Below are 13,191 nucleotides of genomic sequence, written 5' to 3'. Positions count from 1 at the left end.
ACCCCGGCTTTTCAAAAAGCCGGGGTGCTTCTTTGAAAGCATTTCAGGTAAAACTCCCTAGGTTTTACCCCCGGAAATTGCACAAAACAAAGATCGAAAGTGCGTCTGACGATTCCGTTTTAACCGGACGTGCGATAATAAAGAACTTTATAGACAGACCGTTTGAAAACGGCGTTTGGGGACCAGGCATGCCATCAACCAACACCGGCGGACCATCCGATGCGGGCAGAAAGTTGCCGCTTCATTGGTTAGGCGTCGTACCTTTTGCTGTTTTTGTTCTGCTGTTTCTGATTTTTCCGACGATGAAAATCGTGGTCGGCGCGTTCCAGCGTCCCGATGGCAGCCTGACGCTGGAAAACGTCGCCGGGCTTTTCACCTCGTCCATCCTCGCGGCCTACTGGATTTCGATCAAGATCAGCCTCGCCTCGGCCGCTCTTGGCTGCCTGATTGGTTTTGCCGTCGCCGCCGCCGTGGTCCTGGGCGGTCTGCCGCAGCGCATTCGCGGACCGCTCCTGACCTTTTCGGGCGTCGCATCGCAATTTGCCGGCGTGCCGCTCGCCTTCGCCTTCATCGCCACACTCGGCCCTGTCGGCCTACTCACCGTGTTTTTGAAGACGCAGATCGGTATTGATCTGAGACTCCTCGGCTTCAACATCTTGTCCTTCTGGGGCCTGACCGTCACCTATCTGTTCTTCCAGATTCCGCTGATGATCCTCATCATCACGCCGGCGCTTGACGGATTGAAGCGCGAGTGGCGCGAAGCTGCGGAAATCCTTGGCGCGACCGGCGTGCAATATTGGCGCATGGTGGCCTTCCCCATCCTCCTGCCATCGTTGCTTGGCACCATGTCGCTGCTGTTTGCCAATGCATTCGGTGCGGTGGCCACCGCGATCGCGCTTACCGGCTCGTCGCTCAACATCGTGCCCATCCTGCTTTTCGCGCAGATCCGCGGCGACGTTCTCGGCAATCCGCATCTCGGTTACGCTCTCGCCTTCGGCATGATTGTCGTCACCGGCATCGCCAATGCGCTTTACATCTGGCTGCGCGCCCGTAGCGAAAGGTGGCTCAAATGAAGAAGTTCTTCGCCTGGGGCGCGCTGATCTTTGGCCTGCTCTATTTCGCCCTGCCGCTGATCGGCATGACCAACTTCTCGCTGAAAATGCGCCGCGGTGAATATTCCTTCGACGCCTATGGCAAGGTGCTCACCGACCCGCGTTTCCAGGAAACCTTCAGCTATTCTGTGGTGATGGCTCTCTTCACCATCGTTTTCGGTGTGCTGCTGGTGGTGCCCACGGCCTATTGGGTCCGCCTCAAACTGCCGGGCCTGCGCCCCTATATCGAATTCATCACGCTCCTGCCGCTGGTCATCCCGGCCATCGTCATCGTGTTCGGTTATATCAGGCTTTACAACACCTCTAGCTGGCTTCCGCTGACCGGCACGACCTTCGGCACCAACCTGCTTTTGATGTTCGGTTATGCCACGCTCGCCTTGCCCTACATGTACCGCGCCGTCGATACTGGTCTGAGGACCATCGACGTCTCGACGCTGACGGAAGCGGCGCAGAGCCTTGGCGCGGGGTGGACGACCATTCTGTCGCGCATCATCCTGCCCAATGTTCTGGTCGCCGTGCTGTCAGGTGCGTTTTTGACCTTCGCCATCGTCATCGGTGAATTCACCATGGCCGCCCTTTTGAACCGCCCGGCCTTTGGCCCCTATATGCAGTTGCTTGGCGCCAACCGCGCCTATGAACCGGCTGCACTTGCCGTGATATCCTTCGGCATCACCTGGGGTTGCCTTGGGTTGATCCAACTCGTTTCACGCTACCAGAAGGGCGCGCCTCCCAAGGCCTGAGGACAAGATTTTCATGAGCTTTTTGACACTTAGCAATATCAAGAAATCCTTCGGCTCCGTACAGGTCGTCCATGATTTCAACATGGCCATCGAAAAGGGCGAGTTCGTCTCCTTTCTAGGCCCGTCGGGCTGCGGCAAGACCACCGTGCTGCGCATGATCGCCGGTTTCGAAATCCCGACCGGCGGATCGATCGTCATCAACGGCAAGGACCAGACGACGCTCAGACCGAACCAGCGCAATATCGGCATGGTGTTTCAGGCCTATGCGCTGTTCCCCAACATGAACGTCTACGAAAATGTCGCCTTCGGGCTCAAAGTCGCCGGCAAGCCGAAAGCCGAGATCGATGCACGCGTGAAGGAAATGCTTCAGCTCATCCATCTGGAGCATCTGGCGGATCGTTACCCCTACCAGATGTCAGGCGGCCAGCAGCAGCGCGTGGCGCTTGCCCGCGCATTGGCCCCGAAGCCGGAAGTGCTTCTGCTGGACGAGCCGCTTTCCGCGCTCGATGCCAAGATCCGCGTATCGCTGCGCGAAGAAATCCGCCAGATCCAGAGAAAGCTCGGCATCACCACAATTTTCGTGACCCACGATCAGGAAGAGGCCCTGTCGATCTCCGACCGTATCGTTGTCATGAATTCCGGCCGCGCCGACCAGATCGGTTCGCCCTTCGATATCTACAACAAGCCCGCGACCCGGTTTGTCGCCTCCTTCGTCGGCACGCTGAACCTGATCGACGCAACCGTCGTCGATTCCTCTACCAGCACAATCCGTGTCGGGGAGCAGAACGTGACGCTCCACAAGCCGGTCGATGTTGCAAACGGTGAAAAAATCACCCTCGCCTTGCGCCCGGAAGCAGGAGCTCTCGGCGCTGACGCGAAGGGAGACGTGGCTATTTCCGGTATCGTGACCTCAAGCCAGTTCCTGGGTTCGGTCATCCGAACCCGTCTTGATCTCGGCGGCTCGACCTTGTCTTTCGACATGTTCAACGATCCCGGCACCGCACCGCCCGCCCTGGGCGAACAAGTAACGCTTAAATTCGCGGCTGGTGATCTTATGGTGATCAAAGATTAAATGGCTTTTCTCCAGCGTCGGAAGCAGATAGAGCAGGTATAATTCAAATCTGCTTACCGACGATGTGAGGCCAGGATGCGCGCGCTTTTTTACGAACTGTTCGGCGAGACCCCGATTGTGGCATCCCTGCCTGATCCGGAACCGACCGACGGCGGCGTGGTCATCGAGGTGAAGGCGACGGGCCTCTGCCGCAGCGACTGGCATGGCTGGATGGGCCACGATACGGATATTCGCCTGCCGCATGTCCCTGGCCACGAATTCGCCGGCGTTATCGCTGCGGTCGGAAAGAACGTTACCAGGTTCAAGACAGGCGACCGTGTCACCGTTCCCTTCGTTTCCGGCTGCGGCCGTTGCCATGAATGCCGCTCCGGCAATCAACAGGTGTGTGAAACGCAGTTCCAGCCCGGCTTCACCCATTGGGGTTCTTTCGCCGAATATGTCGCCATCGATTACGCGGACCAGAACCTTGTTCATCTGCCTGATACGATGAGCTACGCCACTGCCGCCGGTCTCGGCTGCCGTTTCGCCACGTCCTTCCGGGCTGTGACGGACCAGGGTCGCCTGAAAGGCGGCGAGTGGCTGGCGGTACATGGCTGCGGCGGCGTCGGCCTCTCCGCCATCATGATTGGCGCAGGCCTCGGCGCTCAGGTCGTCGCCATCGACATTGCGGAAGACAAGCTCGAACTTGCCCGCCAACTCGGCGCAACCGCTACCATCAACAGCCGCTCGGTTGCCGACGTCACGGAGGCGGTGCGCGAAGTGACCGGCGGCGGCGCGCATGTCTCTATCGACGCGCTTGGCCACCCGCAGACCTGCTGCAATTCCATCAGCAACCTGCGCCGGCGCGGGCGCCACGTTCAGGTAGGGCTGATGCTGGCCGATCACGCCATGCCAGCCATCCCCATGGCCCGGGTGATTGCCCACGAGCTGGAGATTTACGGCAGCCACGGCATGCAGGCATGGCGCTACGAAGACATGCTGGCGATGATCGAGAGCGGCAAGCTCGCGCCCGAAAAACTGATCGGCCGCCACATCACCCTTTCCGATGCCATCACCGCCCTTCCCGCCATGGACCGTTTCCAGGAAAGTGGCATCAGCATCATCGACCGGTTCGAATAACAGTCACAGCCGGAACGTCCCGGAAAATGCCGTTTGTCTAGACGGCATCAGGCATTCCTGCGTCCGAACGGCCGGACTGCCATCCCCGCGCGATTCGGCGCGGCCTCCGGTCTTCTGGTCGGCGGTGCAACCTCATTGAGAGCGGGCGTATAATCCTGGGTAACTGCCGCACGTTGCTGACGTATGGTTGGCGGACGGGGTTCCGGTAATTCGACGACCGCCTCGATATCTTCCCGCTCGAGACGAGCGTTTCTGCTACCCGACCGATAGTACCAGCGAATACCCCTGCGCAGGAGCACGAACAGGCCCACGAGCAGCACAAACCCACCTATCAGTCTCCCTATAGGCTCAGCCGCCTCCGAAGCCGCCGCACGTTTTTTGCGGTCCTCGACGGTAGGGTCAAATCCAAGCCTACTGGAAATGCCCTTAAGGCCCACCTCGTCCAACTTCACGTATTGGTCGCCATTATAAAGAACATAAGCGTTGCCACTACTGCTGTTCAGATAGCCGAGGTCAAAGAACTTCCCTTCCACCACGAAAGTCGTTTGATTGGGCAAGTCGTAGACCCTGTCGATCGTCTCACCGCGACTGAAGCCAGGCGCCGCAAAAAACCGAAAACGCTTGGCATCGGCATCCACAGCAGACGCGAACAAAAATATCATGGCGACGTAAACCAGCGCAATCTGATTCATATCTTCCCCGCAATACAAAAATATCGGGATATATTTCTACAATCGCCTTAATATAAAATTTAATAGATGACTATTCATTTGATTACTTTGAAAATACACAGATGTAATTTTGATACTTATAATATACACCAATATAATATACTCCTCTTCCGCCGCAAACGGACGCACAGAAAAAGAAGCATCGATAAAGAGGATTGAAAATGCTGTTTCTCGACAGCGTGACCATGAAGGAAACTCCGGACCGAAGGGACGAATACCCCTTTACCGTTCCGGCGCTGCGCCAGCTGGAACGCCTCGAATTCAAGACGCCGATCACCTTTTTCGCCGGCAATAACGGCTCCGGCAAATCCACGCTGCTGGAAGGGCTGGCGGCCGGAATGACGGCCTATGCCATCGGCAATCATGGACAGGTTGCCGGCGACCTCTATCTTCAGCATGCGGAAACCGTGGCGAAGGCATTCTATTTCGCCCGCAAGAAATACCCGAAAATCCGCATGTTCATGCGCGCCGAAGACGTGCTTGGCTACATCCGCAAGCAGAATGAAGAGACCCTGGATGACTTTCGCTGGGAGCGGGAAAAAGCCCTGAAAAGAGGCGAAGATTTTCCCGAGGAAACACCGGACACTTTCAGGCATATCGTTAGAAGCAACGTCATAGACCGGCGTTCGCATGGCGAGGGATTTCTCGATATCATGCAGCAGCGCCTGCACGGCGCCGGCCTTTATTTTCTCGATGAACCGGAAAGCCCTCTTTCACCGCAAAAGCAGCTGGAGCTTGCAGCCCTCGTCCGTCACACGGCAGATAGTGGTGGGCAGTTGATCATCGCAACCCATTCGCCGGTGCTCTTAGCCATTCCCGAAGCGACGATTTATTACTTCGACGAGAGCGGCATCACCGAGCGTCTTTATGACGAGCTGGAAAACATCAGTTTCCTGCGGCGCTTTCTTGATCGTCCATCAAAATTCCTGAGCGATTAGGAGCTGATAAGGCTTGAAATCGCGCATCGCTTGCCGCATGCCCATTAGCAACATGTGAATTAGAAAAAGAAGCAGGCTTATGTCTCCCACCACCACACCGGCAACTGCCCGGCCCCTGAACAGGCAGGACTACAGAACTCTCGGCCTTTCGGCACTCGGCGGCGCGCTGGAGTTCTACGATTTCATCATTTTCGTGTTTTTCGCCACCGTCATCGGCCATCTGTTCTTCCCGCCGGAAATGCCCGATTGGCTGGTGATGATCCAGACCTTCGGCATCTTCGCCGCCGGTTATCTGGTGCGGCCGCTGGGCGGCATCGTTCTCGCGCATTATGGCGATCGTTATGGCCGCAAACGCGTCTTCGCCTTCTCCATCCTGCTCATGGCGCTTTCGACGCTCGGCATGGCGCTGATGCCGACCTATGCCACCATCGGCGTTGCGGCCCCCATCCTGCTCATCGTCCTGCGCATGCTGCAGGGTGCGGCCATTGGCGGCGAAGTTCCGGGTGCCTGGACCTTCGTTGCGGAGCACGTGCCCTTTCGCCGCGTCGGGCTCGCCTGCGGTTTTCTGACGTCCGGCCTCTCTTTCGGCATCATGCTCGGTTCGCTGATTGCCTTTGCCATCAATTCCCTCTTCTCGGCAGAAGATGTGGCGGCCTATGCATGGCGCATTCCCTTCCTGCTCGGCGGCATATTCGGCCTGATTGCCGTCTATCTGCGCCGCTGGCTGGAAGAGACTCCGATCTTCATGGAGATGAAAAAGTCGAAGTCGCTGACGGACAAGCTTCCGCTTGGCCTCGTGCTCAAGCACCATATGCGCGGCGTGATCATTTCCGCGCTGCTGACCTGGGTTCTGTCCGCAGCCATCGTCGTTACCACGCTGATGACGGCAACCTTCCTGCAGAAGCTCTATGGCTACACACCGACCCAGGCGCTGGCAGGCACCAGCTTCGGCACGCTGTTCCTCATCTTCGGCGTCATCATCGCCGGCGCATTGATCGATCGTGTCGGCTCCGGCATTTTCTTCATGGCCGCCAGCATCTTCTTCGGCATCGCCACCTTCACTTTCTACAGCTATGCCGGCACATCGCTAGAAACCATGTTCGTGCTTTACGGCGTCATGGGCCTGTCGGTCGGCATGGCGGGTGCGGTGCCCTATGTCATGGTGCGCGCCTTCCCGGCCTCGGTCCGCTTCTCGGGCCTCTCCTTCGCCTACAACGTCTCCTATGCCATCTTCGGCGGGCTGACACCGATTGGCGTAACGATGGCGCTAGCCGTCAATCCAATGGCGCATGCGTGGTATCTGGTGTTCATCGCCGTCCTCGCCTTCTGCATCGGCGTTTACCTCTATCTGCGCGGCAGCGAGATCGAAAGCCATGTCGGCATAGAGGAACTGGCGGCCTTGAGGTCGTAAGCCCAACGACGACACAAAAAAGCGCGGGCAGGACCCGCGCTTTTTATTGCAACAACGGTGGCCGAAACGTCAGGCCGCGCTGTCGATCTCCTCGGCACCGTTTACCGGTACGTAGTTGAGCACCGGTCCGAGCCAGCGCTCTACCTCTACCAACGGCATGTCCTTGCGACGCGCATAGTCCAGCACCTGATCGCGTTCCACCTTGGCAACACCGAAATAATAGCTCTCGGGATGGCCGATATAGAGGCCGGAGACGGAGGAGCCGGGCCACATGGCATAACTCTCCGTCAGCTCCACGCCCGCCGCGTTGGTAGCGTCGAGCAGGGAGAACAGTGTTTTCTTTTCGGTATGATCAGGCTGGGCCGGATAACCGGGCGCAGGGCGGATACCGGCATAGGCCTCGCCGATCAGCTCATCGCCGGCAAGAGCTTCTTCGGGCGCATAACCCCAGAATTCCTTGCGCACCCGCTCATGCATACGTTCGGCAAAGGCTTCCGCAAAACGGTCGGCCAGCGCCTTGACGAGAATCGACGAATAATCGTCATTAGCCCGCTCGAAGCGTTCAGCAATCGCCACCTCCTCGATACCCGCCGTGACGACGAAGCCGCCGACATAATCGGCAACGCCGCTATCGACAGGCGCGACGAAATCGGAAAGCGCCACATTGGGGCGTCCGTCACGCTTGGAAAGCTGCTGGCGCAGCGTGAAGAAGGTCGCCAGTTCTTCGGAGCGGTTTTCATCCGTGAACAGCCTGATGTCGTCTCCCACCGCATTGGCGGGCCAGAAGCCGATAACAGCCCGCGGCCGGAACCATTTTTCCTCGATGATCTTCTTCAGCATCGCCTGCGCATCGGCATAAAGCTGCCGCGCAGCCTCACCCTGCTTCTCGTCTTCAAGGATAGCGGGATATCGGCCCTTCAGCTCCCAGGTCTGGAAGAACGGCGTCCAGTCGATGTAACGGGACAGCTCCTCAAGGTCATAGGTCTCGAACACCTTGGTGCCGAAGAATTGCGGCTTCACGACACTATAGGTCGACCAGTCGATCTTGTGCGCATTCTCGCGGGCGCGGGAAAGCGGCAGACGCTGCTTTTCGCGCTCATTGCGGGCGTGCGCCTCCGCCACCTTGGCATATTCAGCCCGGATGCCGTCGATATAGGCTGGCTTCTGCTCGGCGGAGAGAAGTGCGGAGACGACGCCCACCGCACGCGAGGCATCGGTGACATAGATCGCCTGGCCCTGTTCGTAACGCGGATGGATTTTCACCGCCGTATGCACGCGGCTCGTTGTTGCGCCGCCGATCAGCAGCGGGATGTTGAAACCCTGCCGCTCCATTTCCGCCGCCACATGCACCATTTCATCAAGCGACGGCGTGATGAGACCGGAAAGACCGATCACATCGACCTTTTCGGCAATCGCCGTTTCAAGGATTTTCGTCGTCGGCACCATCACGCCGAGATCGATGATCTCGTAATTGTTGCAGGCAAGAACGACGCCGACGATGTTCTTGCCGATATCGTGCACATCACCCTTCACGGTCGCCATCAGCACCTTGCCGGCGGCCTTGTTCTGTTCACCGCCATTCAGGCGCTTTTCCTCTTCCATGTAAGGAAGCAGAACGGCGACGGCCTGCTTCATCACGCGGGCGGATTTCACCACCTGCGGCAGAAACATCTTGCCGGAACCGAACAGATCACCGACCACGTTCATGCCCGCCATCAGCGGCCCTTCGATAACGTGCAGCGGGCGGGCGGCCTGCTGGCGCGCCTCTTCCGTATCGGCTTCGATGAATTCGGTAATGCCGTTGACCAGCGCGTGTTGCAGCCGCTTTTCGACGGAAAGCTCGCGCCAGGAAAGATCCTGCACCTTCGCCTGTTTTTCACCCGTGCCGCGGAAACGCTCCGCCACGTCAAGCAGCCGCTCCGTCGCGTCGTCGCGGCGGTTCAGCACCACATCTTCGCAGGCCTCGCGCAATTCCGCATCGATGTTGTCGTAAACCGCAAGCTGCCCGGCATTGACGATGCCCATATCCATGCCGACCTGGATGGCGTGGTAGAGGAACACGGCATGCATCGCCTCACGCACTGGCTCATTGCCGCGGAAGGAGAAGGACAGGTTGGAAACGCCACCGGAAATATGCGTCAGCGGCATGGTTTCGCGGATGGTCTTTGTGGCTTCAATGAAGTCCACGCCGTAATTATTGTGCTCCTCGATACCCGTGGCTACCGCAAACACGTTTGGATCGAAGATGATGTCTTCCGGCGACAGGCCCGCCTTTTCAGTCAAAAGCTTGTAGGCGCGCGTGCAGATTTCCACCTTGCGCTGATAGGTATCCGCCTGCCCGACCTCGTCAAATGCCATGACCACGACCGCAGCACCGTAATTGTGGACGAGCCGCGCCTGCTGGAGAAACTTCTCCTCGCCTTCCTTCAGCGAAATCGAATTGACGATCGATTTGCCCTGCACGCATTTCAGACCGGCTTCGATGATTTCGAACTTGGATGAGTCGATCATCACAGGCACGCGGGCAATATCAGGCTCGGCGGCAATGAGGTTCAGGAACTCCACCATCGCCTTTTGCGAGTCGATCAGGCCCTCATCCATGTTGATGTCGATGATCTGCGCACCGTTTTCCACCTGATCGCGGGCGACAGCCAGCGCCGCCGTGTAATCGCCGGCAGTGATCAGCTTGCGGAAGCGGGCCGAGCCGGTGACGTTGGTACGTTCGCCAACGTTGACGAAGGGAATGTCCTTGGTCAGCACGAAGGGTTCGAGACCCGAAAGCGACATGAAGGGCTTGTGCTCGGGAATGGGGCGCGGCTTGTAATCCTTGACGGCTTCGGCAATCGCCCGGATATGCTCGGGCGTCGAGCCGCAGCAACCGCCGACGATGTTGACAAGACCGTCGCGGGCAAAACCCTGCACCTGGCGCGCCATCATCTCGGGTGTTTCGTCATATTGCCCGAATTCGTTCGGCAGGCCGGCATTCGGATAGGCGCAGACGAAGGTGTCGGCCACATCCGAAAGCTCCTGCAGATGCGGACGCATGGCATCTGCACCAAGAGCGCAGTTGAGGCCGATGGTGAAGGGGTTGGCGTGTCGCACCGAGTTCCAGAAAGCAGACGGCGTCTGGCCGGACAGCGTGCGGCCGGAAAGGTCCGTGATCGTGCCTGATATCATCACCGGCAGACGGATGCCCTTGGCCTCGAAACGCTCCTCACAGGCGAAGATTGCGGCCTTGGCGTTCAGCGTATCGAAGATCGTCTCGATGAGGATGATATCCGCGCCGCCATCGATCAGACCGTCGATCTGCTCGCCATAGGCGATGCGCAGATCGTCGAAACTGACGGCACGGTAACCAGGATTGTTGACATCAGGCGAAATCGAGGCGGTGCGGTTGGTCGGGCCGATAGCGCCCGCAACGAAACGGCGGCGGCCATCTTCGCGCTCAGCCCGCTGGGCAGCACGGCGGACGATCTGCGCCCCTTCGCGGTTGAGATCGTAGACGGCATTTTCCATCTCGTAGTCCGCCTGCGCGATGCGCGTCGACGAAAACGTGTTGGTTTCGAGAATATCCGCACCCGCCATCGCATAGCGATAATGGATTTCTTCGATGGCATCCGGCTGGGTCAGGATCAGAAGGTCGTTATTGCCCTGCTGGTGACAGGCGCAGCCGATAAAACGATCACCGCGAAAATGATCTTCATCAAACCCCAGTCCTTGAATCTGCGTGCCCATTGCGCCATCGAGAATGAGGATACGTTCGCTGGCGGCCTGGCGCAGCGCGCGCAAAATTTCCGCGCCGTCGCGCTTTGCCCCTTCAGGGCCGAACAGATCGTCAAACACGGGCGCACTCCTCATTTCGATTTGCAAGATCGCAAGCCGTCAAGTCACATAAAGATATGTTTATGTCAATATATCTTCAAGGTATAGGTATGGCTTTGCGTCGTTGCGGCAGACTACGAAATTTCACTGACAGATGACAGGTTTATGCAGCAAGGATATAAGCCGAAGCAGCAAACCGTATGGAGGACGAAATGCCCGAGGACGACCACAACAACCGGAACTGGAACACCTTGCCATGGCATCGCCAGTGGCTGGTCAAACAGGCCGATGGGCTTTTCGACTTCTTCCAGTACCGCGCCGTCAATCCGGCCGGCGGCTTCTTCGATCTCGATGCCAAGGGTGCGCCGCTGCAGAAAAACGATCCTGTGCGCGGCATCCATGCCTCGGCACGCATGGTGCATTGCTTCTCCATCGGCCACCTGCTCGGACGGCCGGGCTGCGGCGATATCGTCGACCACGGTATGACCTACCTCTGGAACAATCATCGTGACAGCGAGCACGGCGGTTATTTCTGGCAGGTCAACGATGGCGGCCCGGTGGACGCCACCAAACAGGGTTATGGCCACGCCTTCGTGCTTCTGGCCGCCTCCTCCGCCAAAACTGTCGGCCACCCGCTTGCTGACAAGATGCTGGCCGACATCACCGAGGTTCTGGAAACGCGTTTCTGGGAAGAAAAACACGGCGCTATCGCCGAGGAATTCAACCGCGACTGGTCACCCATCGACAATTATCGCGGCCAGAATTCCAACATGCATCTGACCGAAGCGCTGATGGCCGCCTATGAGGCGACCGGCGACAGCAATTACCTGACAAAGGCCGAACGCATCGCCGATCTCGTCATCCGTCGCCGCGCCGGTGAGCTGGATTTCCGCGTGCCGGAGCATTTTGACGAGAACTGGACGCTCGACAAGGAGTATCGTGGCAACGAAATGTTCCGCCCCTCGGGCTCCACTCCCGGCCACTGGCTGGAATGGGCGCGCCTCATCCTGCAATTGTGGGTGCTGGGCGAACGCCGCCACGACTGGATGCCGGTGGCGGCAAAATCGCTCTTCGTGCAATCCATGGCGCTTGGCTGGGACCGCGAAAAAGGCGGCTTCTTTTATACGCTCGACTGGCACGACAATCCCGACAAGACGGCAAAGCTCTGGTGGCCCATGTGCGAGGCGGCGGGTGCAGCCCACTTCCTCAACGAAAATCTGCCGGCGGACGAATTCTACGAAGACAGCTACCGCCGCATCTGGAGCACGATCGCCAACAATTTCATCGACCACGACAATGGCGGCTGGCACGAGGAGCTGACGGAAAATCTGATTCCAGACAACACGCTTTTCCCCGGCAAGGGCGACATCTACCACGCGCTTCAGGCCTGCCTGATCCCGCTATTTCCGGCAACGGGAAGTTTGACGAAAGTGATCAAGGAAGGCGGCGGCTCCTATTGAGGCCGCTGCAAGAATGAAGCATCTGACACGCTCCGTCATACCGGACGTGATGATGCTGGACCCCGGATCAAATCCGGGGTGTCGGCATATCGAGGCGCCTCAAAATCCGATAGTTTCCTCGAAATCATCCCAGGACTGGTACATTTCATAACGGCCGATACCCGGGATCGGCACATGTCCGTAATAGGGTGAAAGCTGGAACTCGGCGGCAGCCTCGCTTTTGCCGGCAACGGCGCTCACATAGATCGCGGAGGCGAGCCCGGTTCGGTTGGCGCCGTGTTCGCAATGGATGAGGATCGGTTTTTCAGCGTTGCGCAGCACGGCGACGAGCGTTTCCGCTTCCTCCACCGAGACCTTCTCGCTTGAACTCAGCGGATAATCGACAAGCCGGACACCGTTGTTTTTCGCTGCCTGGCTTTCGGCGTCATACCAGCCTTCACGCTTTTCATCGCGCAGATTGATGATCGTCTTGATGCCGTAGGCCTTGGCATAGGCCGTGATGTCCTTACCGCTCGGCTGGGCCGAACGATAAAGTTCGCCGGGGATGACCTCGTGAAAATTTCCGGTCAGCTGGCCAATGCCCATATGCGCGCCGGCCAGAACCGGCAGAGCCACCAGGCCAATGGCGGCAATTTTCAGAAACTTCAGAACTATACGCAAAACCTAAACCCGCAACATTCATCGGACGGGTGGGCAGGTGGCATTGCAAATCGGCGAAAACAAGTCCCGCAACGGCGAAAGCGGCCTCGGCGTGGCCGGCAACGACGCGGGCACCTTTACGAACCC

At 58.4% G+C, this 13,191-nt stretch carries 10 protein-coding genes; 7 read left to right on the top strand and 3 right to left on the bottom strand.

The annotated features are described in order from the left end of the window. The first annotated feature begins 188 nt into the window (after nt 1-188). From ACQZ45_RS10870 to ACQZ45_RS10855, 4 genes are all read left to right on the top strand, one after another. On the top strand, nt 189-1,073 hold the full coding sequence (locus ACQZ45_RS10870) for an ABC transporter permease (RefSeq protein ID WP_003513327.1): 885 nt from the start codon (nt 189-191) through the stop codon (nt 1,071-1,073). After that, nucleotides 1,070-1,852 carry an ABC transporter permease gene (locus ACQZ45_RS10865; RefSeq protein ID WP_003513330.1) on the top strand — a complete coding sequence of 261 codons (783 nt, stop codon included), beginning with the start codon at nt 1,070-1,072 and terminating at the stop codon, nt 1,850-1,852. Before ACQZ45_RS10870 ends, ACQZ45_RS10865 begins: the two co-directional genes overlap by 4 nt. Before the next feature lie 13 nt (nt 1,853-1,865). Then, nucleotides 1,866-2,924 (top strand): ABC transporter ATP-binding protein, encoded by a 1,059-nt coding sequence (locus ACQZ45_RS10860; protein WP_003513332.1) that lies wholly within the window; start codon nt 1,866-1,868, stop codon nt 2,922-2,924. A 75-nt stretch (nt 2,925-2,999) separates the two neighbouring features. Further along, nucleotides 3,000-4,043, top strand: a complete 1,044-nt coding sequence (locus ACQZ45_RS10855; protein WP_003513334.1) for a zinc-dependent alcohol dehydrogenase family protein — start codon at nt 3,000-3,002, stop codon at nt 4,041-4,043. Between the two features lie 47 nt (nt 4,044-4,090). Here ACQZ45_RS10855 and ACQZ45_RS10850 read toward each other — a convergent pair whose 3' ends face one another. Then, entirely contained in the window at nt 4,091-4,735 is a 645-nt protein-coding gene (locus ACQZ45_RS10850) for a hypothetical protein (RefSeq protein ID WP_113291191.1), read from the bottom strand. A 200-nt stretch (nt 4,736-4,935) separates the two neighbouring features. Here ACQZ45_RS10850 and ACQZ45_RS10845 point away from each other — a divergent pair, with 200 nt between their 5' ends. Continuing rightward, on the top strand, nt 4,936-5,712 hold the full coding sequence (locus ACQZ45_RS10845) for an AAA family ATPase (protein ID WP_038491692.1): 777 nt from the start codon (nt 4,936-4,938) through the stop codon (nt 5,710-5,712). 79 nt (nt 5,713-5,791) lie between these two features. Further along, a complete protein-coding gene (locus tag ACQZ45_RS10840) occupies nt 5,792-7,123 on the top strand; it encodes an MFS transporter (RefSeq protein ID WP_113157327.1) in 1,332 nt (443 codons plus the stop codon). Nucleotides 7,124-7,192: 69 nt separating this feature from the next. Here the strand turns inward: ACQZ45_RS10840 and metH are convergent, their stop codons facing one another. Further along, nucleotides 7,193-10,966, bottom strand: a complete 3,774-nt coding sequence (metH, locus tag ACQZ45_RS10835; RefSeq protein ID WP_019565253.1) for a methionine synthase — start codon at nt 10,964-10,966, stop codon at nt 7,193-7,195. Between the two features lie 179 nt (nt 10,967-11,145). On the opposite strand from metH, the gene ACQZ45_RS10830 reads away from it, so the two are divergent. Next, nucleotides 11,146-12,405, top strand: a complete 1,260-nt coding sequence (locus ACQZ45_RS10830) for an AGE family epimerase/isomerase (protein ID WP_162736131.1) — start codon at nt 11,146-11,148, stop codon at nt 12,403-12,405. A gap of 99 nt (nt 12,406-12,504) precedes the next feature. On the opposite strand, the gene ACQZ45_RS10825 is transcribed toward ACQZ45_RS10830, so the two are convergent. Next, nucleotides 12,505-13,065, bottom strand: a complete 561-nt coding sequence (locus ACQZ45_RS10825; RefSeq protein ID WP_003513343.1) for a dual specificity protein phosphatase family protein — start codon at nt 13,063-13,065, stop codon at nt 12,505-12,507. Nucleotides 13,066-13,191: the final 126 nt, after the last annotated feature.

The organism is Agrobacterium sp. 16-2014-1-2a, assembly GCF_053522705.1.
The sequence above is the reverse complement of the archived record's forward strand: the minus strand, read 5'-3'. Positions and strand labels throughout refer to the sequence as shown.